Raw genomic sequence first — 21,182 nt, forward strand, 5'->3', positions numbered from 1 at the left:
GGGGTCGCGGGCGCACGCGCGCGGCCGCTCAGGGCGCGATGGATCCCTTGGGCGATCGCCAGGGCGACCCTTCAGTGCATCGCCTTCCGAGCCAGTTGGCGGTGTCGTCGGGCTGCTCTGCCTGGATGAGGAGCGTGAGACCACCATCGTCGTCGTGAGTGACGCCATCGGTGGCGGAGCCGATGGAGTATCGGCCGAAGTCGTTCGGGATGAAGAACTCGCCGGTGTCGTACATCGACAGGTTCCACAGCACGGAGACGGGAGGCAGCGCGCCCGGTTCGAACCTGAGCCGGTACTGCCGGTCACCCGTGAGCGGCTCTCCGTCGGCGTCGACGGTGGTCGACGGCTCGGACCAAGCCTCGGCGCGTCGCGTCCGAAAGGCTCTGCCACGCGAGACCCCCGCGCACGGTCAGACCGATCTGACGGAGCTGCACGACGAACGGATCGGCGAAATCGACGGACGTGGAGAGGTACTGAGTCATGGCGAACCCCAGTCGCTCGAGCATCCGCAGCTCCTCAGGGGCAGCGGGTTCGAACGCGGCGATGCCCTCCGACTGCGCCAGCCCCTCGTAATTCGCGCTGAGGCGCGCATCCTGGAAGACCGACAGTGGCAAACGGTCCGCCTCGCGGGCTGCCCGCGTTGCCGAGTACGTGGCGATGCTCAACCGGGGTGAAACCCTTCACTGAGAACGTCATCGCCCGCCGTGGCGTCAGAGGTCGATTGGTCCGGGCGAGGGAACCACTGTCGGCAGTCCGCCGTCGAGGATTCGCTCGACCATGCCGATAGCGCGGTCGGTGAGGCCGTCACCGGGATAGAAGTCCTCGTAGTGCTCCTCGACCTCCGCCAGCGTGGTGAGGCTGCACAGGGCGAGCAGTTTGCGGATGTCGTCCACGTCGCGCCCCGGGCGATTGGCGCGGAGCTTCATGGCGAGGAGCGCCTCCTTCGAGGCGACTTGGACGACAACGCTGTCGCGGTCGTAGATCGTCTCCCACTCGACGGGTCGCCGCCCGAACGTGGGCACCGAGTCTGCGTTCTCCACCGCGAAGTTGAACCAGCCGGCGCTCCATCCTCGTCGATCCGCCACACGCTCGGCTGCGGCGAGGATGGCGTCATCGCTTCCGGGGTGAATGTGAAGAGAATCGAGGTCTCCAGTGGTGCGCCGGTCGAAGTACCTGATGACGAGCGCGGCACCGCCGACGAGGCGTATGCCCGCGACTTCACGGGCCTTGTGGAGCTCACCGACGAGGTCGCGGAGGCCGGAGATGATGTCGTCGCGATCGAGCGAGTCGCCCATCAGACGCTCGCCAGAGTGTCTCGCCAGACGAGGACGCCACGCTCGAGGAACTCGGCGGGGACATCCTCGGGCGCCGGGATCGGGTCCGCAGGATCGACATCCAGGGTTCGAGGCGCCCGGAGCTGCCTGTTCGGAGCGTCAACCCATGCGGGAGAGGGGAGTCCCTCCTCGCTGAGACGAAGATCCACGAGTGCTGCAAGGGCCGCATCCCACGCGCGGTCACCAGTCGGCTCCGGCTCGGCGAGGCCGAGGACCCCGCGTACAAGGCCGTGTTCGGAGTCGAGGTTGTCACTCAACTGGATGAGCTCGCGAAGAGCACTGTACTTGTCGCCCGCACGCAGGTACCTACGGATCGCTGCGGCGATGGTCGCCGCGTCGTCCCGCCGCGTGGGTGCGGAATACAGTCGGTGGCCGGTGCCGCTGAGGAAGCGCTCGATGGTGCTGAACTCGGCCTCGCGACCGCTTTCGAATCGCGACACTCGGCCCTGGTCGACGTTGGTCCGTTGGGCGAGATCCTTCTGTGTGAGGCCGCGGCTCTTTCGAGCGGCGCGCAAGAGAACTGATGCGTTCGTCATGTCGCCTCCTCTCAGAAATGTTTTCAGAGCCATATTCTATCGGGTTTCGAGGCCGAGCGGGACCGACGCAGTGGCGCGGCATCCTGAGGGGTCAGGCGACCGGCTCTGACGCTGCGGTCCCGCGCTCAGGCGCAGGACTCGTACGGCGGCTCGTCGAGGGTCGTCGCCGTCACTGCCCAGATGATGTCGGTCCCGGCGGTGTAGGTCAGGAAGACCGAACCGGCACCGTCCTCCGACTCGATCTCGAGGTACCGGCGATCGCCGACGCTCTCGATCTCGGCCGCGTCGGGGTACGCGGCCAGCGCCTCATCCACCCGCGAACCGATGCCGATCCCTTCGCCGGTCACGGGGCCTGTGGTCGGCTTGCCTTCGAGGTCCTCGGGCGAGGCGGACACCTGCACGAGGTCGACCACCGCGGGGTCCTGTTCAGAGACTTCGGGGCGCTGGACGGTGAGCGTGTATCCGTCGGCCTCAACGGTGGCGAGCCAGGGGCACGCTTCCACCGGAGTCGCCCCCGCAGCCGCGACGGCTTCGTCGTAGGGCATCCCCAGTTCCACGTCTCCGATGCCTGACGGACTGGCGTCCGCCGTCGGAACGGAGGCGCTGGGCGACGGGCTCGGCGCGGGATCGGCGGATGCCGTCACCGTCTCCGTGACCGTCGGGGTCGGTGCAGGGGGTCCGGCGCAGCCGGCCAGGAGAGCCACGGCGGCGGCCATTCCGAACAGGGGCGAGAGGATGCGTGCACGGCGAGCGCGGGGTCGTCTGGTGTCGGTATCCATGCTTCGACGCTAACGGTCGGCCCGAGCGCCGCTCGTCGATTCCCCAGGGATTCCCAGATGCCCTCGGCATCCAGGGCTGAAAGGCGTCGTCCCTGTCTGACTCTGCTCAGCGGTGGAGCCTGATGCTCCCGCGGGGCGGCGACGGCTCGGGGAAATAATGCTTCTCGCGGGGCTCGGCGTCGCTGTGCGCCAGGGCGGTCGCCTGGATCTCACGGTCACGCCCGGTCTGTCTCTGCGTCTGCTGCCGTCGATATTCTCCCCAGGAGGGGACCATGAAGGATTCGAGCAGCAGGTCCTCCTCCTCGCCGCTGCGCAGCAGCGTCCAGCGATACCCGCCGGTCCGCCGCCGGGAGCTCTCCACCAGACGCATGGATTCTCGGAACGCGTCGATGTCGTCGGGGCGCACGGTGTAGGCGATCTGCACGAGGACGGGCCCGTCGGTCGGCTGAGGCTCGAGGACGAGCGTCGGTGTGGGCCACGACAGCGAGACGGTCCGGTCGACGGTGCCGGTGCCCGGCAGCAGCGGCAACCACATCACACTGGCTGCGACGACGACCAGCAGCGCCGCCGCCACCGCCAGCGACGTCGCCGTGCCGACGCCTCCGGCCAAGGCACCCCAGCCGAAGGACCCGACTGCCATCGTTCCCATGAAGACGAGGATGTAGATCGACGCTCCTCGCGACCGCACCCACTGCGGGAGGGTCAACTGGAGCGCGGCGTTGAGCACCGTGAGCGTGCCGATCCACGCGACTCCGGCCAGAACGAGAAGCAGCAGCAGGGGGACGAACGGCAGCCACGCCGCGGCGAGAGTGCCGGCCGCGAACAGCAGAGCACTCACCGCGATCACCGTGTTGTCCGAGAACCTCTTCCGGGCGACGGGCAGAACGAAGATGCCGAGCACGGCGCCGGCACCGAGTGCACCGAGCAGGAAGCCGTATCCGCTGGCTGCGAGGTCGAGCCGCTTGGCGGTCACGGGAAGCAGCGCCCACAGCGCGCTGGCGGGCAGGGCGAAGAGAGCGGATCTCAGAAGGATGCGCCGCACGAGGTGGGCGGATGCGACGTACCGAACCCCTGCGCGCAGCGCGGCTGTGAAGGGCTCCCGGTCGTCGAGCCCGCTCTGCGGCGGCCGTCGCCACCACAGCAGTGCGATGACTGCTGCGACGAAGCTGAGCGCGTTGATGCCGAAGACCAGGGGAGCACCGAACAGCGAGAGCAGGACTCCGGCCAGCGCGGGTCCTACGGCGCGGGCTCCATTCACCGTGACGCCACCGAGCGCCGAGGACGCACCGATGAGCGGGCGGGGCACGAGTTCCGGCTGGATCGCCTGCCAGGCCGGGGACGTGAGGGTCGAGGTGATCCCGAGGAGGAACGTGAAGCCGAGGATCGTCCACGGAGTCAGATCGTTCAGGAAGGCGATGACGGTCAGCACTGCGGCGATCACCGCGCTCGCCGCCGACCCCCAGATCAGCAGTCTGCGGCGGTCGAGGGAATCCGCCAGGACCCCCGCGGGGAGGGAGAACAGCACCGCCGGGGCCAGACTCGCCGTCTGCACGAGGGCGATGATGGTCGCGCCGGCCGCGGCATCGACGAGGTACCACTGCGCGCCGACGGTCTGCATCCAGGTGCCGATGTTGCTCCCCAGCTGCGCGAACCACAGCATCCGGAAAGCCGGGATGGCCAGAGGCGCCCAGGCGGAGACGGCGCCGGGTGTCGACGCATCGGCGGAGGAAGTCGCTGACATATCCGGGCTGTCCTTCCTCAGGGCGTATCGGCCTGACGGCTCGATGCAGATCGTACAACCGCCGATCGCTGTATGACGTCGATCGGCCGATGGTCGACTCCGCGATCGAGCAGCGTCAGCCCCGGCATCCGTCCCCGAGCGACCGCCTAGTCGCTGTCGGCGTCGATCAGTTCGAGGAGTTTGCGCAGCTCGTCACGGATCTCGTCGTGGTCGTACTGCCCGGCACGGCTCTCGCCGGAGATCACTCCCGACCGACGCACGGAGCGGAGATCGCCGAAGGGGAAGGAGTACGCCTTCTTCGTCTCGCGATTCTCGCTCTTGTCGATACCCAGGTGCCAATGGGAGAACTCGGTCCACCCGTGCTGATCGATGAAGCGATTCTCGTCGTCTGCGCTGGGGGCCGCTTCCGACCAGTCGTCGCGCTCGTCGCGGACGACCTTGCCGTCGCGGACCAGGGAGCGAGCGTACTCGAGGGCGGGGCGATTCAGTTCGATAGCCATGCGGAGACGCTAGGACCGGCGGCGGTGGCGCCGAACCCCCTTGACGCACCGCCGGGAGCGTCCTCGTCAGTCCGCGTCTGCGGAGAAGACGGGGCTGAGGAAGCGGCGCTCGTACCGACGGATGCACTGGGTCCTGCGCGCCAGCTCGAAGGCCTCCACGCATTCCGGATCGGTCTTCGACGCCGTGCGATAGACCTCGTAGTCGGCCAGCGAGGGGAACGTGAACAGCGCGAACGCTTCGTCGCTGTCGCCTTCGCTCGGCATGAAGTAGCCGTGGTGGGTTCCGCCGTGCTTCGCCACCAGTCGGATCCACGCCCGCCCGTACTCGGTGAAGTCTTCGAGCTTCTCGGGGTCGATCTCGTAGCGCAGGTGAACGGTGATCATGGCGTTCATCTTCTCAGAGCGCGTCTCAGCTTTCCGTCACTGCGGGTCGCACGCGGGTGGAGTCGCGTGGCACAAGAACCGCTTGGAGCTCTGGGCCCGCGCTGGGCGCTTCTCGCTCCTCGACCGCGCTGAGGGCGAGTTGAGCCAGATATCGTCCGAGCCCCATGGTGTTGAGTCTGATGGTGGAAAGGCGCGGCTCGAACATCGACGCGAGCGGAGTGTCGTCGTGCCCGATGATCGAGAGGTCTTCCGGCACGGCGACGCCATGTCGGAGAGCTGCTCCGACGAGGGTGCCGGCGACGTCGTCGTTGTAGGCGACGACTCCCGTCACTCCGGCTGCGCGCCATTCGTCGATCGCCTCCGTCGCTGACTCGTCCGTGAGGTCGATGTCTCTGGAGGCAAGAGGGGGGAGCCCCAGGCTGCTCGCGGCCTCTCTCGTTCGCCGGCGTCGCAACGCGACGAGGTCGGAGACCCGAGGGTCAGCGGAGCCTGCGAAGGCGATCGACCGGTGTCCGATGTCGAACAGGTGCTGGACCTGGAGCACGGGACCGTCCTCCGAATACTCGTTGTCTGCAGGTGATTCCGGATCGGGGATGAGTCGTGTCACCCCCGACGCGCGGATAGCCTCGGCCACGCCGGGCGCAAACTCCGTCATCGAGATGACGACATCCGGCTGAAGCGTCTCCCAGAGCGGTCGAGACTGGCCGGTCGGATGCGGAGTGTAGGTGATGAGTGCGTACCCGGCCTCGTCCAGAGCGAGCGAGGCTTCCTCGATGTTGCGACGCAGGCGAAAATCCAGCGGCCAGTCAGGCAGCACCAACAGCACGATGCGCGTGCGCCCGCTCGCGAGGGCACGCGCGGCGGTGTGCGGGCGGTAGCCCAGACGCTTGGCTTCATCGAGCACCCGCACCCGCGTTGCTTCAGAGATCGTCTGACCCGGGGTGTCGTTCAGCACGAAGCCGACCGTGGCTCGAGAGATCCCCAGTGAACGAGCGATGTCGGACGCCGTGACGCGGCGGGGGCTCGTGGTCGATGACATTCTCACGCCTCTCACTCGGGAACTTGCGCGCGCTAGCTCCTCAATGTAGCATCGTCGACACCCACTAGCACGCGCTAGTTGCGGTCGACCTGCTGCGACGCGAGTGCGCCGCGACCATCCTGACAATGGAGTCCCCATGAACGACGATGCACGGGAGAACGACCCGGTCGTGGTCCCCGTCCCCTCACCTTTCCCTACGGCCACAGTTCTTCCTGACTCGATCGACGCGGCGGAGATGACACCGCCGGAGGCGCCGCGAGTGAGCGCGCGCTACGTGTGGTTCATGGTGCTCGCCCAGTTCGGCGTGTTCATGGCCTTCATCACGCCGATCGCGATCTCACTCGCGGTGCGGCTCGCCGAGCTGGCGCCGAACAACCAGGAGTATCTCGGATTCATCACCGGAGCGGGCGCGCTCTGGGTCATGCTGACTGCTCCGTTCATGGGCATCTGGAGCGACCGCACTCGTTCGCGACTCGGCCGTCGGCGCCCGTTCATGATCGGCGGGATGCTCGTCGGAGTCGTGTCTCTGGTGGTGATGGCGTTGGCGCCATCGGTCCTGGTCCTGGGCGCGGGGTGGATCCTCGCCCAGTGGGGCTGGGGCACGGTGCTGGGCAACCTCCAGAACTCGACAGCAGATCGTCTCCCTGAATCGCAGCGTGGGAAGGTGGCGGGTCTGACCGGCTTCGCCACCCAGGTCGCCCCGGTGATCGGCGTGATCGCGACGATGGGGCTGACCGGAGACCCTCTGCTCCTCTTCCTCGTCCCCGGCATCGTGGGAGTCGTCTTCGTGATCCTGTTCGTCACTCTGGTCCATGAGGACGACAGCCGCGGCCTGCCGCTCGAGCGCATCGGGCTCGCAGGCGTGCTCGGCAAGTACGTGTTCAATCCGCGCAGGTATGCGGATTTCTCGTGGAACTGGTTGGGACGCTTCCTGTTCTACTTCGGCCTCACGCTCAACACGACGTTCACTGCGTACTTCTTCGCCGACCGTCTGGGCGTCTCCGTCACGGAGGTCTCGGGCATCATCGGCATCCTCGGCGCGGTGGGGGTGCTCGCCACGACCGCCGGCGCTCTCGGCGGTGGATTCCTGTCCGACCGGCTGCGCCGCCGCCGGGTCTTCCTCGTCATCGGCGGCTCGATCATGGCCGCGGGCATGGTCACCATGGCGTTGTCGTCAGACCTCGCGTTCCTTTTCGCGGGTTCGCTGATCGTGTCACTGGGTATCGGTCTGTTCTCTGCAGTCGACATGGCGCTGCTGCTCGACGTGCTTCCCGAGAGGCAGACCGACGCGGGGCGGTTCATGGGCATCACCGGTTTCGCGACCTCCATCCCGCAGGCGGCGGCCCCGTTCATCGCGTCGGCGATCCTGCTCATCGGTGTCACTGATGGCGCGAAGAACTACGGCCTCCTCTTCTTCGTCGCTGCGGCTCTCGTGTTCCTCGGCGGCCTCGTCATCCTTCGAATCAAGTCCGTCCGCTGACCCGTCTCCCACTCGAGGAACTGAGGAAAGACCCCATGACCACTGCCACCTTCATCACCCCCGTGACCCCGAGCGGACGGGAGGGGGACCCCGCGCCCTACTTCCGACGGGACTTCACGGCATCCGCCGGTCTGCAGCGTGCCACCTTGCGCGTGACCGCGATCGGTCTCGTGGAGGCATGGCTCAATGGAGCGCGGGTCGGCGATGAAGTCCTCGCGCCCGGCTGGACCTCCTATCGGCATCGCCTGGCGGTGTCCAGCCATGACGTCACCTCGCTCATCCGCGAGGGCGAGAACGCCCTGGGGGCGATCGTCGGCGAAGGGTGGGCTCTCGGACGACTCGGATGGGAGAACCGGCGCAATCATTACAGCGATCGCCCGGCGCTGTGGGCAGAGCTCGTGCTCGAGTACGTCGACCGGGTCGAGACGATCGGGACGGATGACTCCTTCCGGGTGTCGTCCGGTGCCATCCGCAGTGCCAGCATCTACGACGGCGAGATCGTGGATGCTCGACAGGAGCCGATGGGATGGAGCGCGCCGGGCTTCGATGAGAGTTCGTGGGGTCCGGTTGAAGGTCTCGACTGGCCGGTGGAGTCGTTGATCGAGCGGACCGCCGAGCCGATCCGTCGCGTCGAGGAACTCGTGCCGGTGGAGGTTCTCACGAGTCCGAGCGGACGCACCGTCGTGGACTTCGGACAGAACATCTCCGGCTGGGTACGGTTCACCGTGTCCGCGTCCACCGGCGACGTGATCACGCTGCGACATGCAGAGGTCCTCACGAACGGCGACCTCGATTACGAGACGATCCGGACCGCGCGAGCCACGGATGTGTACACCGCGCGTGGCGACGTGTCCGAGACCTTCGAGCCGCGTTTCACGTTCCACGGCTTCCGCTACGTCGATATCGAAGGCTGGCCCGGCCAGCCTTCCCCGGACGACCTGAGGGCGATCGTGGTGCACAGCGACATGACCCGTACCGGATGGTTCGAGACGTCGAGTCCGCTGGTGAACCGCCTGCACGAGAACGTCGTGTGGTCGATGCGGGACAACTTCGTCGGCGTGCCCACCGATTGCCCGCAGCGAGACGAACGGCTCGGCTGGACCGGTGATCTCAACGCCTTCGCACCCACGGCGGCCTTCCTCTACGACGTTCGCGGTGTGCTCGGCTCGTGGCTGGAAGATCTCTCGGCCGAGCAGGAGGAGAAAGGGTTCGTGCCGTGGGTCGTCCCGGACGTGCTGTCGACTCCTTCGTCACCCACCGCATTGTGGTCGGATGTCGCCGTGAGCCTGCCATGGGTCCTGTACCAGGAGTATGGCGACCCGGAGATCCTCCGTCGTGCCTACCCGTCGATGACCGCATTCATCCGCAGTGTGGAGTCGTCGCTCGATGAGCACGGTCTGTGGTCGAGCGGGTTCCAGTACGGTGACTGGCTCGACCCCGATGCCCCGAGCGACAATCCCGCGGGAGGGAAGACGGACCGTCACCTGGTGGCATCCGCCTACTTGTGCAAGACGACGCGCGAGCTGGCCGACACGGCAGCGCTGCTCGGTGAGGAAGCCGATGCCGCGCACTTCGCAGCGCTCGCTGACCGTGTGCGCGCGGCGTTCCGACGGGAGTACGTCACGGCCGCAGGGCGGATCGTGAACGAGTCCGCGACGGCATACGCACTGGCCATCGTGTTCGACATCCTCGACGCTGAGCAGCGGAAGCACGCCGGGGACCAGCTCGCAAACCTGGTGGCCAAGGCGGGGTTCAGGATCTCGACCGGGTTCGCGGGCACTCCGCTGGTGACCGACGCGCTGTCCAGCACCGGCCATCTCGATGAGGCGTATGCGCTCCTCACGGAGACCCAGTGCCCGTCCTTCCTGTATCCCGTCACGATGGGCGCGACGACGATCTGGGAGCGGTGGGACTCGATCCGCCCCGACGGGACGATCAATCCCTCCGGCATGACGTCACTCAATCATTACGCCCTCGGCGCGGTGGCATCATGGCTGCATCGCGTCGTCGGCGGCATCGAGGCGACCGAACCCGGATACCGGCGGATCCGAATCGCACCGCGGCCCGGCGGTGGGCTCACGTCCGCGAAGACCGGCCACACCACCGTGCGAGGCGAGATCGCCGTGTCCTGGCGTCACGAGAACGGGGAGATGGCCGTTGACGTCGTCGTGCCCGAGGGTGCCGACGCCGAAGTGGTGCTTCCGCTCCATCCGGACTCCCTGGCCGAGACCGTGGGAGCCGGCAGCCATTCCTGGCGGTACGAGGTCCCGGTCGCGCAGCGGGCCGAGTACTCGATGGACACGTCTCTGAATGTTCTGGCCGCCGACCCCGTCGTGTGGCGTGACGTCACTGCGGTCTTCGCGGAGCACCTACCGGGGATCCCGATCGACGGCACTGCCCCCGAGGCGGCCGTGATGAGCCTCGACATCGTTCTCGGGTACATCCCCGGAGCCTCCGACGAGCTGCGCGCCGATCTCGAGCGTGCTGTGACCGATTCGAATACACGAGGAGTACACGCATGACTGACACTCAGGCCGGTGCAGGTATCGCCCCGGATTCGTTCGATGAGAACGCCACTGAACCGGCCGCGCTGCTCAGCGGCAAGGACTTCTGGTCCACTCGCGAAGGACACGGCATCCGCTCGCTGGTGCTCACGGACGGACCACACGGCGTTCGTCGTCAGAGTGGCGATGCCGACCATCTCGGTCTCAACCAGAGCGTGCCTGCCACCTGCTTCCCGCCGGGAGCCGGAATCGCCTCGAGTTGGGACCCGACCCTCATGCGTGAAGTCGGTGAAGCGCTGGGTCGCGAGGCGCGCGCGCTCGGCGTCGACGTGCTTCTCGGGCCTGCGATCAACATCAAACGCTCGCCGCTCGGCGGGCGCACGTTCGAGTACCTCTCCGAGGACCCTCGCCTCACAGGCGCGCTCGCTGTCGAGTACGTGCGCGGTGTCCAGAGCACGGGGGTCGGCACCTCGGTGAAGCACTTCGCGGTCAACAACCAGGAGACCGACCGCATGCGCACCAGCGCGGAAGTCGACGCCCGCACCCTGCGGGAGATCTATCTGCCCGCGTTCGAGCGGGTCGTCAAGGAGGCTTCGCCGACATCGGTGATGAGCGCCTACAACGCCGTCAACGGCGTCTTCTCCTCTGAGAATCGATGGCTTCTCACCGAGCTGCTGCGCGAGGAGTGGGGGTTCGACGGCCTTGTGGTCTCCGACTGGGGAGCGATCAAGGACCGGGTCGTCGCCCTGGCCGCGGGTCTCGATCTCGAGATGCCCGGGACGGGTGACGCGGGCACCGAGGCGATTCTGCAGGCGGTGCGCGACGGACGTCTTGAATCGTCAGTCGTCGAAGCGAGTGTCGAGAGGCTGCGGACGATCGCCGAGCGCACCGCACCCTCCGGAGACGCAACAGAGATCGATCTCGACGCGCATCATCTTCTTGCGCGGCGTGCAGCGGCGGCATCGATCGTCCTTCTCCGCAATGAGAACGAGACCCTGCCGCTCCGGACCGGACAGCGGGTGGCGGTCGTCGGTGAGCTCGCCGTGGCACCGCAGTATCAGGGAGGTGGCAGCTCGCACGTGAACCCGACGAGGGTCGACCTTCCGCTCGACGAGCTGCGCGAGGCGCTCGGTGACGAGCACGTCGTCTACGCTCCGGGGTACTCGCGCACGCCGGACGAGGATGCGTCCGGACTGCTCGCCGAGGCACGTACCGCCGCCGCCTCCGCGGACGTGACCGTCGTGTTCGTCGGCCTCTACGAGGAAGACCAGTCCGAGGGGTTCGACCGCGAGCACATCGACCTGCCTTCGCCGCATCTGGCGCTGATAGAGGCCGTCGTCGGTGTCGCGAAGAAGACCGTCGTCGTGCTGTCGAACGGCGGGGTGGTCACGCTCGAGCCATGGCATGACCGGGTGGATGCCATCGTCGAGGGATGGGCCCTCGGCCAGGCTGTCGGCAGCGCCCTCGCCGACGTTCTCACGGGTGCGGTGAACCCCTCCGGACGCCTCGCCGAGACGATCCCCCATGCGCTGGCCGACACACCCGCTTTCCTGAACTTCCCCGGTGAGCAGGAAGTGGTGCGCTACGGGGAGGGCGTGTTCGTGGGCTACCGGTACTACACCAGTGTCGACCGCGCGGTCCGGTACCCGTTCGGCCACGGCCTGAGCTACACGAGCTTCAGTGTCGAAGCCTTCGAGGTCGAGGCCGATGGCGTCGACACCGCGAAGGTGCGTGTGACTGTCCGGAACGCCGGAGACCGAGCCGGATCGGATGTGGTGCAGCTCTACATCGCCCCTGCGCCGTCGCCAGTCCGTCGGCCGATCCGCGAACTCGGAGCGTTCGCGAAGGTCACGCTCGAACCGGGCGAGTCCACCACGGTTTCGCTCGCCCTCGAGCGCCGCGCGTTCGCGCATTGGGATGCCCGCGCCGCACGGTGGTGGGTGGACCCAGGCACATATCGCGTCGAGCTCGGCCGATCGGCCAGCGAGATCGTCGCCGTCCGCGAACTCTCGCTTGCCGGGGATGTCGAGCGCCCGGCCGCGCTGAGTCTCGAGTCCACGGTGAAGGAGTGGTTCGGACACGCCGTCGTCGGGCCCGTCCTGATGCAGAGCATGATGGCCGACGCGACGGCCGAGCAGCAGGCGGCGGCCGAGGCGAACGCGAGCGCGCTCAAGATGGTCGAATCGATGCCCATGGGGCAGTTCGCCCGTTTCCCTGGAGTGGACATTCCCGAGGAAGCGCTCGAACAGCTCGTCGCCCTGAGCGTCTCCGCCGCGATGCCCGATCCGGCGTCGGAGCCGGCGCTATGACTCGCGACCCCGGACGTCGGCGCGTCTTCCTGACGGGCGCGGCGGGAAACTGGGGACGGGCGATCCTGCGTGAGTTCGCGGAGCGGGCCGACGAGTACCAGGTGATCGCGCTCGTGCTTCCCTCGGCGAAGGATGCCGCGGCGATTCGTCACTTCGAGGACATGGAGAATCTCGACGTGGTGTTCGGGGACCTCACCGATTACGCAGCCGTCGAACGTTGCGTTCGGGGTGCCGACATCGTGCTGCACGTCGGAGCCGTCGTATCGCCCTTCGCAGACGAGCATCCAGAGCTCGCGCACCGGGTGAACGTCGGCAGCATCCGGAACATCATCCGTGCGGTCCGGGCGCAGCCGGACCCGGGAGAGATCGGTGTCATCGGTATCGGCACCGTCGCAGAGACGGGAGACCGGACGCCGCCCCACCACTGGGGACGCGTCGGCGACCCCCTGAGAGTGTCGCGGTTCGACGAATACGGTCAGAGCAAGGTCGTCGCGGAGAAGGAACTCGTCGACTCGGGCCTGCCGAAGTGGGCCTGGTTGCGCCAGACCGGCATCTTCCACCCGGGGATGCTCGAGATCCGCGACCCGATCATGACGCACTCGACCCTCGGCGGAGTCATGGAGTGGGTCACAGCCGAAGACGCCGCGCGACTCCTCGTCAATGCCTGCGATCCGGACATACCGGCCGAATTCTGGCGCGACATCCACAACATCGGCGGCGGCGCGGCATGGCGGCTCACGAACTGGCAGCTGCAGACGATGATCTCCGGTGCGATGGGCGTCCGCGACGTGCGGAGGTGGTACGACCGGAACTGGTTCGCCACCAGGAACTTCCACGGGCAGTGGTATACCGACTCCGACCGGCTCGAGATGCTCGTGCCATTCCGCCGTGACACCCCGTCAGAAGCGCTCGCGCGAGCGGTCGCCACGCTTCCCGGAGCCGTACGCTCCGCCGGGCTGATCCCTCCGGCGATCGTGAAGCACCTCGTGTTGAAGCCACTCGCTCACAAGCCCCGCGGGACCATGGACTACATCCGACGAGGAGACGACGAAGGCATCTCGGCATTCTTCGGCTCCCGAGAGGAATGGGAGCGCATCGGTGATTGGTCGACGTTCTGGCCGCCGCGTCCCGATCGATCGGCCACCCTGCTCGATCACGGGTACGACGAGACGAAGCACTCGTCGGAATGGAGTTCTCTCGACTACGTCGAAGCCGCGAGTTTCCGGGGCGGAGAATCGCTCTCGCCGGATGCTGTGCGCGGCGACATCGCGACGCCTCTTCAGTGGCGCTGTGCATTCGGTCATGAATTCGCCGGAAGCCCCCGCCTTGTACTCCGCGCAGGTCACTGGTGCCCTGACTGCATCACAGACGTCGTCGGCTATGCGAAGCAGGCGGAGCGCAACCCGTTCCTCGCGCAACTCGAGACTCTCGGGGGTGACTCGGAACCGGCTGCAGCGGACCTCCGGGCATCGGTGCAGTCGGTCACATGACGCCAGCGCGGGCGATCGGCATCCGCTTCCACCCCGCCGCCCTTCTCACCCAGCCACCCGTGCTTCACACAGCCGCCATCACGCGTCGACGGCGTCGCGGGTGCGCGCAGCCGCCTGATCCGGTCCGCCGAGCTCGCCGAGGAGCGGCGGGTCCGCCCCCGGGCGCGAGACGGTCACGGCGGCGGCGCGTGCGCTGAAGCGAAGCAGCTCGGCGAGCGAGTCGTCGCCGATGCTCTGCAGCGCCGCGCGCGATCCCGCGGAATCGAGGCCGAGATCGAGAAGGCCGTGGATGAGGGCGCTCATGAACGTGTCGCCGGCTCCGACGGTGTCCACGACGTCGACGGAACGTCCTCTGACCTGCGTCACGCCACCGCGGGTCACCCCGAACGCACCGTTCGCGCCCGTGGTGACCACGACCGCCGACGGCCCGCGCTGCAGCCAGGAGCGCGCGACCTCGAGCGGATCGACGCCGGGATACAGCCAGGCCAGATCCTCGTCGCTGGCTTTGACGAGGTCGGCGAGGGCGACGAATCCTTCGACGTCGTGCACTGTCTGCGGATGGTCAGGGAGAAGTGCAGGACGCACGTTGGGGTCATAGGTGACCAGGGAGGTCGCCCGCATCTCCGTGAGGAGGGCGCGTACCGCCGCCGCACCGGGAGTCATCGACGCGGCGATCGATCCCGTGTGCACGATCCCGATGTCGTCGTGGTGCGCCGCGGCGATGCCATCCCCCGACCAGGAGATGTCGAACTCATAGCGCGCCGAGCCGGATTCGTCGAGGTGGGCGGTCGCGGTCGCCGTGTGCGCAGCGGTCGAGGAGACGACCCGGACGCCCGCTTCCCTCAACCACTCGCGTATCCTCTCGCCGCGCGGGTCGTCGCCGAGCTGCGTGAGGAACAGGGCGGCATCCCCGAGGCGGCCGAGCGCGAGTGCGACGTTCGCAGGGCTGCCGCCGGGGCTCTCGTCGACGCGCCCATCTGCGCGATGGACGACGTCGACGAGAGCCTCCCCGACGACGAGGACGGTCCGGCTCATGATCGCCCGAGGGGCGTCAGGAACGAGAGGATGCTGTGCGGTTCGACGATTCTCGGCACGAGCTCGGCATTGAAGGCGCGTCCGGCTTCGGCACCGACATGCTCGTCGAACGCGGCCCGGTCCCGGTAGAGCTCGAAGACGACGAAGCGATCGGCATCCTCCGCCCGGCGGTACACGTCGAACACCCGGTTGCCCGGTTCCGATCGCACCGTCGCCGCGTACTCCGCGATCAGGGCCTCCACCTCGTCCGATGCCCCGGGGAGCGCCGTGAACTCGGCGTAGAGGGCGACGTGCTCGTCGCTCATGCCTGCGCGGCTCCGGTCATGATCGCCACGGCATCCGTCATGGTGTGCGACTGCGGCGTGATGGTCGCGGCGCGCTTGCCGAGACGCTGGATGTGAATGCGGTCGGCGACCTGGAACACGTGCGGCATGTTGTGCGAGATCAGGATGACCGGGACGCCGTTGCCGCGCAGATTCTCGATCAGCTCGAGCACCTGATTCGATTCGCGCACGCCGAGAGCGGCGGTGGGCTCGTCGAGGACCACGACCTTCGAGCCGAACGCGGCGGCGCGAGCCACGGCGACGGCCTGGCGCTGGCCTCCGGAGAGGTTCTCGACCGCCACGGTCACATCCTGGAGCGTGGAGATCCCCAGCTTCAGCACCTGATCGCGGGCATCCTGTCGCATTCCGGCCGTGTCGAGGGCACGGAACACCGAACCGAGGATGCCGGGCTTGCGCCGCTCACGGCCGAGGTAGAGGTTCGAGGCGACATCGAGCGCGGGGGAGACGGCGAGATTCTGGTAGACCGTCTCGATGCCGGCATTGCGCGCATCCTGGGGGCCCTTGAAGTGGACCTCCTGACCGTCGAGCAGCAGCTGCCCGTCGTCGGGGATGTAGGCGCCGGTGAGGCACTTGATGAGCGTCGACTTGCCCGCGCCGTTGTCGCCGATGATCGCGAGGACCTCGCCGGCATGCAGTTGCAGGCTCACGCCGTCCAGACCGACCACGCGACCGAAGGTCTTCACGAGGCGCTTGGCTTCGAGGACCGGCACCCCGGTGGGCGTCGGTGCGGGGGAGAGGGCTTCAGCTGTAGTGGTCACTTGCGTACCTTTCGAATCCACTGGTCGATGGCGACCGCGACGATGACGAGGATGCCGATGGCGAGGGTCTGGTAGAGACCGTCGACGCCGGCGAGGAAGAGGCCGTTGCGGAAGACTCCGACGATGACCGCTCCCAGCAGGGTGCCCCAGATGATTCCGCGACCACCGAAGAGCGAGGTGCCGCCGATCACGACGGCGGTGATGGAGTCGAGGTTCAGGTCGGCGCCCGCGTTGGGGCTGGCTGCGCCGGAGCGTCCGATCTGGATCCAGGCGGCGACGGCGAGGATGGCACCGGCCGCGATGTAGACGCTGAACAGCACCTTCTTGGTCGAGATGCCGGCAAGGCGCGCGGCATCCTCATCGTCGCCGACGGCGTAGACATGGCGGCCCCACGCGGTCCGGCCGAGGATGTAGGCGACGAGCGCGTAGAGCGCGAGCATGATGAGGACGCCGACGGTCAGACGCACATCACCGAGCGGGAGCGAGGTCGCGGTCCAGGTGAGCAGCTCGGGCATGTCGGACTTGCGGATCGTCTGGCCGCCGCTGTACAGCAGGGTCAAGGCGATGAAGACGTTGAACGTGCCGAGCGTCGCGATGAACGGGGGCAGCTTGACCCGCGTCACGAGCAGTCCGTTCAGCGCCCCGGCCGCCAGTGCGGCCAGTAGGCCGGCGAGCAGCGCGACAGGAGCGGGGAGTCCGTTGTTCGCCGCGGTCTGCGCCATCACCATGGACGTGCCGATCATCAGTGCGCCGACCGAGAGGTCGATACCGGCGGTGAGGATGATCAGGGTCTGCGCGATCGCGACGGTTCCGACCACCGACACCTGATCGAGCACGAGCGAGAGGTTCGCGGCCGCGAAGAAGCGAGGGTTGATCGCGCCGAAGACGATGACCGCGACGAGGAGCACCACGGCGGGGCTGATGGCCGGGTATCGGTGCAGGATGCCGCGGAGGCGATCGACCGGTGTGCGGTGGTCGAGGAACTCCGCCGCGAGATCCAGGGAGGATGTGGGGGCTGTATGCGTCACGTTGTCATTTCCCATGTTCGTTCCGGAGGCGCCGCGGGCAGGATGCTGCCCGCGGCGGCCACTGGCTGATTACTCGCCGCCCCAGCAGATGCCGGAGGCTTCGGCGGTGTCGATCGACTCGACGCCGTCGACGGGCTGATCGGTCACGAGCTCGACGCCCGTGTTGAAGAAGTCCAGGCCCTCGGAGTTCTCGGGCTTGGTCCCGTCGGTGACGAGGTCGACGATGGCCTGCACGCCGAGCTCGGCCATCTTCACCGGGTACTGCTGGCTCGTCGCGTCGATGATCCCGTCCTCGACCTGGCCGACACCGGCGCAGCCGCCGTCGACCGAGACGATGAGGACGTCGTCCTTGTCCTTGCCGGCCGCCTCCAGCGCCTGGTACGCGCCGTAGGCCGCGGGCTCGTTGATCGTGTAGACCACGTTGATGTCCGGGTTCTTGGCGAGCAGGTTCTCCATCGCGGTGCGCCCGCCGTCCTCGGCGCCCTGCGACGCCTCGTTGCCGACGATCGTGTAGTCGCCCCCGGCGCCGCCGGCGTACGAGCCCTCGGACTCCTCGTCGCCGTTGACCTGGTCGTCGCCGAGCTCGACGCCGAGTCCGTCGAGGAAGCCCTGGTCGCGGTTGTAGTCGACGCTCACGGCCTTGTCGTCGAAAAGATCGATCATTCCGATGACCGCCTCCTCGCCGTCGAGCTTCGCCGCGGTCCACTGGCCGATGTACTGGCCGGCGAGGAAGTTGTCCGTCGCGAAGGTGATGTCGACGGCATCAGCGGGGTCGGGGGCGGTGTCGAGGGCGATCACGAAGATGCCGGCATCGCGGGCCTTCTCGATCGCGTCGAGCACGGCGGGTCCGTTCGGCGTGATCAGGATGCCCTTGTCGCCCTTGGAGATGGCGGCCTCGATCGCCTGGATCTGCGTGTCCTCGTCGCCGTCCTCCTTGCCGGCGGCGAGGGTGAGCGTGACACCGTCCTTCTCGGCGGCGGCCTTCGCGCCGTCCTGCATGGCGACGAAGAAGGGGTTGGAGTTCGTCTTCACGATGAGCGAGACACCGATGGTGTCATCCGTCGAGCCGCCGCCCGATCCCGTGGCTCCGGAACATCCGGTCAGCGTCAGCGCCAGACCGGCGGACACCGACACCGCGGCGAGAAGCGCGCGGCTGAATCGTGGGGTGAGCTTCTTCATTGAGTTCCTTTCGGCCGTCGTCGCCCGGTTGACAACGATGTCAAGATGCAGTTCTAGTCGATCGCTGAAGTAGAGTCAAGTCACCCTCGACGAAAAGAGATCCAAGCGTGACAACGATGTCGACCCCGGCTGCACAACGACCTCGGGCGACGATGAAGCACGTCGCCGCACTCGCGGGCGTCGGAGTGAAGACCGTGTCGCGTGTCATCAACGATGAGCCCAACGTGACGCCGGCGACCGCCGAACGGGTGTGGAACGCGGTTCGCGAACTCGACTACCAGCTCGATCTGCAGGCGGGCAGCCTTCGCCGCGCAGACGGGCGGACCCGCACTCTCGGGCTGCTCGTGGGCAGCGTGGACAACCCGTTCGCCGGCGCCATCCACCGGGCGGTCGAAGACATCGCTGCGGCCCGTGGCGTCGCCGTCTTCGCCTCGAGCATGGATGACGATGCGGGGCGGGAGTCCGAAGCGGTACGGGCCTTCCTGCAGCGTCGCGTCGACGGTCTTATCCTGACCACGGCGAGCGATCATCCCGAGTACCTGTCGCTCCTGCGCGATCGGGGTCTGCCAGTCGTCTACGTCGACCGCGAGCCGATGGAGTCAGACGTCGACACCGTCGCGAGCGATAACCGGGCCGGAGCGGCCGCGGGCACCGCCCACCTCGTCGCGCACGGGCACCGGCGCATCGCACTGCTCACCGACCGCCTCGACCTGGTGACGGCTCGGGAGCGTCGTCTCGGCTACCTCGACGCGCTTGCGCAGGCGGGCATCCCTGTGTCCGAGGAGCTGATCGTCACGGGCTTGCACGACGCGAAGGATGCGGCGGCGGCGCTCGGCCGGCTTCTCTCGTCGCACGAGCCGCCCACTGCCGTGTTCAGCGCTCAGAACCTCATCACCATCGGTGCGCTGCACGCGCTCCGCGACGCCGGCCGCTCGCATTCGGTGGCACTCGTCGGCTTCGATGACGTCGCCCTCGCCGACCTTCTGGATCCTGGCGTCACCGTGGTCGCGCAGGACCCTCAGCAGATCGGTGCGCGGGCAGCGGATCGCGTGTTCGCGCGCCTCGAAGGCGTCGAAGATTCGCCCAGCAGGATCGTCGTGCCGGTCAGGCTCATCACTCGTGGCAGCGGGGAGATCGAGCCGCCCGAGCGCTCTTGATCACATCTCCCAGTCGTCCCACGGCACACCCCACGGAGGCTGCTCGGCCTCGGCGTGACCGGCCAGCACCTTCGAGATGACGACCGAGGTCGTGGGTCGGATGAGCACGCTGATCGCCTCACGATCACCGACGAGGGTGACGAACGCCGGAGGGTCCGCCGCGGCAGCTTCGATCTGCGCCATCACCGCGACCAGATCTTGGTCGTCCCCCAAGGGGAAGCTTCTGCCGTCGATTTCGATGTGAGTCGTCACGCGCCTTCCCTTCCGTTGCAGGGAGGCTACGCCTGTGGCGCGCACCCCCGAGGGGCCTTGCATGCCGGGCGAGCAGTCGCTAGGAGCGGTGATCAGCCGGCCGCGGCCGCGTCGCGCTCCTCCTCCGAGTTCGGAGTCCAGCCGTACCAGCCGCTCCCGGTGTCCATCACGCTCCAGTCACCGCAGGCGAACACGGTCTTCGCCTTGTACGGGTCAGGCGCGTCGTCGAGCACCCACGAGGGTGCCGAGTACCGCTCGACTTCGGCGCATTCCTCGGCGAGAGCCGCGTCGCTGGTGAGCAGGATGACGGCATCCGCGGCATCCTCGACCGTCGATGTCCGCACGGTGATGTCGGTCGCGTCGGCGGGTACCCACTCCGCATCGACATCTGCATCATTCGAGAACGCGTCGGCATCTTCGAACGTCGAGGTCGCCTGCTTGTGGACGAGGCTGTCGTAGGCCGAGCAGCCGGTGAGGGCGAGTGCCCCCGCGAGGAACAGGGCGGGGACGGCGACGAGGGTGCGAGTGTTCATGAGTCCAGCTTCGCCGGAGCGGCTCGCCGCGGCATCGTGCGCGCGATGCATCGGCATCACTCTGGAGGATGATTCGGAGCCCACCGCATCCGCGATATGTACGCTGGTGCCATGGCTGATCCATCGTCGTCTCCGTCTCGCCCGCTGTGGGCGAGCGTGGCCGACGGGTTCTACGTCGGCAGTCGGGACGGCACCTTCCTCGGCTACGTCGACCGGCTGGCGGACGGCGCCTGGCGTGCCTTCGATGCCGCGTCACGCGCGATCGGCGACTTCGCCGACCACCACGCCGCCATGGCCGCCGTGACGACGGTCGTGACAGTCGACGGAGGGGCCGGGACGCGCGGAGGGGATGCCGGATGACCGCTCAGAACCCGCTCGTCTCGCTGGTCTATTCCAGCAGTGCCACGCATCCGTTCGGCGACGATCAACTGGCCGAACTCCTGAGCGTGAGCCGCAGCCGGAACAGTGCGCGCGACATCACCGGGATGCTGCTGTACCGACGTGGCGAGTTCGTCCAGATCCTCGAAGGTGCGCGGTCGGATGTCGAGAGCCTGATGGCGACGATCGGCAGGGACCCTCGACACCGCGACATCCGGGTGCTCCTGGAAGAGCCGCTGCATGAGCGTCGGTTCGCGGAGTGGACGATGGGGTACCAGTCGCTCGCCGCCGCGGAGCCCGCGATGGCGGAGGGATACCGCGACTCGTTCGATGACCTCCGTGCGGGCGATCACGACATGATCGGACGGGCGATCATGGAGCTCACGCTGTGGTTCCGCGTGCGCGAGTCCGTGGGGTGAAGC

22 protein-coding genes and 1 pseudogene are annotated in these 21,182 nt (G+C 67.6%); 7 read left to right on the top strand and 16 right to left on the bottom strand.

Features of this window, described 5'->3' with window-relative positions; genetic code table 11:
* Window positions 1–28: 28 nt before the first annotated feature.
* The 9 genes and pseudogenes from BLW44_RS04135 to BLW44_RS04175 form a co-directional block, all read right to left on the bottom strand.
* Window positions 29–286, bottom strand: a pseudogene (locus BLW44_RS04135) (DUF1214 domain-containing protein); the annotation flags it as partial.
* 16 nt (window positions 287–302) lie between these two features.
* Window positions 303–665, bottom strand: coding sequence for a hypothetical protein (locus tag BLW44_RS04140; protein WP_139305236.1), 363 nt, complete (start codon window positions 663–665; stop codon window positions 303–305).
* A gap of 45 nt (window positions 666–710) precedes the next feature.
* Window positions 711–1,295 (bottom strand): DUF6036 family nucleotidyltransferase, encoded by a 585-nt coding sequence (locus BLW44_RS04145; protein WP_060928236.1) that lies wholly within the window; start codon window positions 1,293–1,295, stop codon window positions 711–713.
* A complete protein-coding gene (locus BLW44_RS04150) occupies window positions 1,295–1,870 on the bottom strand; it encodes a helix-turn-helix domain-containing protein (protein ID WP_060928235.1) in 576 nt (191 codons plus the stop codon). Before BLW44_RS04150 ends, BLW44_RS04145 begins: the two co-directional genes overlap by 1 nt.
* 125 nt (window positions 1,871–1,995) lie before the next feature.
* Complete coding sequence (locus tag BLW44_RS04155) at window positions 1,996–2,649, bottom strand: hypothetical protein (protein ID WP_060928234.1); 654 nt, start codon at window positions 2,647–2,649, stop codon at window positions 1,996–1,998.
* 106 nt (window positions 2,650–2,755) lie between these two features.
* Window positions 2,756–4,390, bottom strand: a complete 1,635-nt coding sequence (locus tag BLW44_RS04160; RefSeq protein ID WP_060928233.1) for an MFS transporter — start codon at window positions 4,388–4,390, stop codon at window positions 2,756–2,758.
* Window positions 4,391–4,536: 146 nt separating this feature from the next.
* Complete coding sequence (locus tag BLW44_RS04165) at window positions 4,537–4,890, bottom strand: hypothetical protein (RefSeq protein ID WP_060928232.1); 354 nt, start codon at window positions 4,888–4,890, stop codon at window positions 4,537–4,539.
* Between the two features lie 66 nt (window positions 4,891–4,956).
* The gene (locus BLW44_RS04170; RefSeq protein ID WP_060928247.1) at window positions 4,957–5,274 is read right to left on the bottom strand and encodes an NIPSNAP family protein; all 318 of its coding nucleotides are present in this window, start codon (window positions 5,272–5,274) and stop codon (window positions 4,957–4,959) included.
* Between the two features lie 25 nt (window positions 5,275–5,299).
* Window positions 5,300–6,313 carry a LacI family DNA-binding transcriptional regulator gene (locus BLW44_RS04175; protein WP_060928231.1) on the bottom strand — a complete coding sequence of 338 codons (1,014 nt, stop codon included), beginning with the start codon at window positions 6,311–6,313 and terminating at the stop codon, window positions 5,300–5,302.
* A gap of 136 nt (window positions 6,314–6,449) precedes the next feature.
* On the opposite strand from BLW44_RS04175, the gene BLW44_RS04180 reads away from it, so the two are divergent.
* The 4 genes from BLW44_RS04180 to BLW44_RS04195 are packed head-to-tail and all read left to right on the top strand — an operon-like array spanning window position 6,450 to window position 14,096.
* Window positions 6,450–7,793 carry an MFS transporter gene (locus tag BLW44_RS04180; protein WP_082724625.1) on the top strand — a complete coding sequence of 448 codons (1,344 nt, stop codon included), beginning with the start codon at window positions 6,450–6,452 and terminating at the stop codon, window positions 7,791–7,793.
* Window positions 7,794–7,828: 35 nt separating this feature from the next.
* Entirely contained in the window at window positions 7,829–10,315 is a 2,487-nt protein-coding gene (locus tag BLW44_RS04185; protein WP_060928230.1) for an alpha-L-rhamnosidase, read from the top strand.
* Window positions 10,312–12,606, top strand: coding sequence for a glycoside hydrolase family 3 C-terminal domain-containing protein (locus tag BLW44_RS04190; protein ID WP_074731592.1), 2,295 nt, complete (start codon window positions 10,312–10,314; stop codon window positions 12,604–12,606). Before BLW44_RS04185 ends, BLW44_RS04190 begins: the two co-directional genes overlap by 4 nt.
* Window positions 12,603–14,096, top strand: coding sequence for an NAD-dependent epimerase/dehydratase family protein (locus BLW44_RS04195; RefSeq protein WP_060928229.1), 1,494 nt, complete (start codon window positions 12,603–12,605; stop codon window positions 14,094–14,096). Before BLW44_RS04190 ends, BLW44_RS04195 begins: the two co-directional genes overlap by 4 nt.
* Before the next feature lie 78 nt (window positions 14,097–14,174).
* Here BLW44_RS04195 and BLW44_RS04200 read toward each other — a convergent pair whose 3' ends face one another.
* The 5 genes from BLW44_RS04200 to BLW44_RS04220 are packed head-to-tail and all read right to left on the bottom strand — an operon-like array spanning window position 14,175 to window position 18,440.
* Window positions 14,175–15,131, bottom strand: coding sequence for a carbohydrate kinase family protein (locus BLW44_RS04200; RefSeq protein WP_074731594.1), 957 nt, complete (start codon window positions 15,129–15,131; stop codon window positions 14,175–14,177).
* Complete coding sequence (locus BLW44_RS04205) at window positions 15,128–15,436, bottom strand: putative quinol monooxygenase (RefSeq protein WP_060928225.1); 309 nt, start codon at window positions 15,434–15,436, stop codon at window positions 15,128–15,130. The genes BLW44_RS04200 and BLW44_RS04205 overlap by 4 nt, the downstream gene beginning before the upstream one ends.
* Window positions 15,433–16,233 carry an ATP-binding cassette domain-containing protein gene (locus tag BLW44_RS04210; RefSeq protein WP_060928224.1) on the bottom strand — a complete coding sequence of 267 codons (801 nt, stop codon included), beginning with the start codon at window positions 16,231–16,233 and terminating at the stop codon, window positions 15,433–15,435. Before BLW44_RS04210 ends, BLW44_RS04205 begins: the two co-directional genes overlap by 4 nt.
* Window positions 16,230–17,276 (bottom strand): ABC transporter permease, encoded by a 1,047-nt coding sequence (locus BLW44_RS04215; RefSeq protein ID WP_060928223.1) that lies wholly within the window; start codon window positions 17,274–17,276, stop codon window positions 16,230–16,232. Before BLW44_RS04215 ends, BLW44_RS04210 begins: the two co-directional genes overlap by 4 nt.
* Window positions 17,277–17,330: 54 nt before the next feature.
* Window positions 17,331–18,440: a substrate-binding domain-containing protein gene (locus tag BLW44_RS04220; RefSeq protein ID WP_060928222.1), complete on the bottom strand. Its 1,110-nt coding sequence runs from the start codon at window positions 18,438–18,440 to the stop codon at window positions 17,331–17,333.
* Between the two features lie 116 nt (window positions 18,441–18,556).
* Here BLW44_RS04220 and BLW44_RS04225 point away from each other — a divergent pair, with 116 nt between their 5' ends.
* Complete coding sequence (locus BLW44_RS04225; protein ID WP_245647472.1) at window positions 18,557–19,597, top strand: LacI family DNA-binding transcriptional regulator; 1,041 nt, start codon at window positions 18,557–18,559, stop codon at window positions 19,595–19,597.
* On the opposite strand, the gene BLW44_RS04230 is transcribed toward BLW44_RS04225, so the two are convergent.
* Both BLW44_RS04230 and BLW44_RS04235 read right to left on the bottom strand, forming a co-directional pair.
* Window positions 19,598–19,780 carry a hypothetical protein gene (locus BLW44_RS04230; protein WP_139305237.1) on the bottom strand — a complete coding sequence of 61 codons (183 nt, stop codon included), beginning with the start codon at window positions 19,778–19,780 and terminating at the stop codon, window positions 19,598–19,600.
* Window positions 19,781–19,941: 161 nt separating this feature from the next.
* Complete coding sequence (locus BLW44_RS04235; RefSeq protein ID WP_139305238.1) at window positions 19,942–20,382, bottom strand: hypothetical protein; 441 nt, start codon at window positions 20,380–20,382, stop codon at window positions 19,942–19,944.
* A gap of 111 nt (window positions 20,383–20,493) precedes the next feature.
* On the opposite strand from BLW44_RS04235, the gene BLW44_RS04240 reads away from it, so the two are divergent.
* Window positions 20,494–20,742 carry a hypothetical protein gene (locus tag BLW44_RS04240; protein ID WP_060928228.1) on the top strand — a complete coding sequence of 83 codons (249 nt, stop codon included), beginning with the start codon at window positions 20,494–20,496 and terminating at the stop codon, window positions 20,740–20,742.
* Window positions 20,739–21,179, top strand: coding sequence for a BLUF domain-containing protein (locus tag BLW44_RS04245; protein WP_060928218.1), 441 nt, complete (start codon window positions 20,739–20,741; stop codon window positions 21,177–21,179). Before BLW44_RS04240 ends, BLW44_RS04245 begins: the two co-directional genes overlap by 4 nt.
* Window positions 21,180–21,182: the final 3 nt, after the last annotated feature.

Origin of the sequence: Microbacterium hydrocarbonoxydans, from assembly GCF_900105205.1 — a bacterium.
Lineage (GTDB): Bacteria > Actinomycetota > Actinomycetes > Actinomycetales > Microbacteriaceae > Microbacterium > Microbacterium hydrocarbonoxydans.

Bases quoted from the DNA above. Each gene is read 5' to 3' on its own strand.
- BLW44_RS04145 (WP_060928236.1), bottom strand. From the start codon at position 1,295: ATGGGCGACTCGCTCGATCGCGACGACATCATCTCCGGCCTCCGCGAC.
- BLW44_RS04150 (WP_060928235.1), bottom strand. From the start codon at position 1,870: ATGACGAACGCATCAGTTCTCTTGCGCGCCGCTCGAAAGAGCCGCGGC.
- BLW44_RS04155 (WP_060928234.1), bottom strand. From the start codon at position 2,649: ATGGATACCGACACCAGACGACCCCGCGCTCGCCGTGCACGCATCCTC.
- BLW44_RS04160 (WP_060928233.1), bottom strand. From the start codon at position 4,390: ATGTCAGCGACTTCCTCCGCCGATGCGTCGACACCCGGCGCCGTCTCC.
- BLW44_RS04165 (WP_060928232.1), bottom strand. From the start codon at position 4,890: ATGGCTATCGAACTGAATCGCCCCGCCCTCGAGTACGCTCGCTCCCTG.
- BLW44_RS04170 (WP_060928247.1), bottom strand. From the start codon at position 5,274: ATGATCACCGTTCACCTGCGCTACGAGATCGACCCCGAGAAGCTCGAA.
- BLW44_RS04175 (WP_060928231.1), bottom strand. From the start codon at position 6,313: ATGTCATCGACCACGAGCCCCCGCCGCGTCACGGCGTCCGACATCGCT.
- BLW44_RS04180 (WP_082724625.1), top strand. From the start codon at position 6,450: ATGAACGACGATGCACGGGAGAACGACCCGGTCGTGGTCCCCGTCCCC.
- BLW44_RS04185 (WP_060928230.1), top strand. From the start codon at position 7,829: ATGACCACTGCCACCTTCATCACCCCCGTGACCCCGAGCGGACGGGAG.
- BLW44_RS04190 (WP_074731592.1), top strand. From the start codon at position 10,312: ATGACTGACACTCAGGCCGGTGCAGGTATCGCCCCGGATTCGTTCGAT.
- BLW44_RS04195 (WP_060928229.1), top strand. From the start codon at position 12,603: ATGACTCGCGACCCCGGACGTCGGCGCGTCTTCCTGACGGGCGCGGCG.
- BLW44_RS04200 (WP_074731594.1), bottom strand. From the start codon at position 15,131: ATGAGCCGGACCGTCCTCGTCGTCGGGGAGGCTCTCGTCGACGTCGTC.
- BLW44_RS04205 (WP_060928225.1), bottom strand. From the start codon at position 15,436: ATGAGCGACGAGCACGTCGCCCTCTACGCCGAGTTCACGGCGCTCCCC.
- BLW44_RS04215 (WP_060928223.1), bottom strand. From the start codon at position 17,276: ATGGGAAATGACAACGTGACGCATACAGCCCCCACATCCTCCCTGGAT.
- BLW44_RS04220 (WP_060928222.1), bottom strand. From the start codon at position 18,440: ATGAAGAAGCTCACCCCACGATTCAGCCGCGCGCTTCTCGCCGCGGTG.
- BLW44_RS04225 (WP_245647472.1), top strand. From the start codon at position 18,557: ATGTCGACCCCGGCTGCACAACGACCTCGGGCGACGATGAAGCACGTC.
- BLW44_RS04230 (WP_139305237.1), bottom strand. From the start codon at position 19,780: ATGGCGCAGATCGAAGCTGCCGCGGCGGACCCTCCGGCGTTCGTCACC.
- BLW44_RS04235 (WP_139305238.1), bottom strand. From the start codon at position 20,382: ATGAACACTCGCACCCTCGTCGCCGTCCCCGCCCTGTTCCTCGCGGGG.
- BLW44_RS04240 (WP_060928228.1), top strand. From the start codon at position 20,494: ATGGCTGATCCATCGTCGTCTCCGTCTCGCCCGCTGTGGGCGAGCGTG.
- BLW44_RS04245 (WP_060928218.1), top strand. From the start codon at position 20,739: ATGACCGCTCAGAACCCGCTCGTCTCGCTGGTCTATTCCAGCAGTGCC.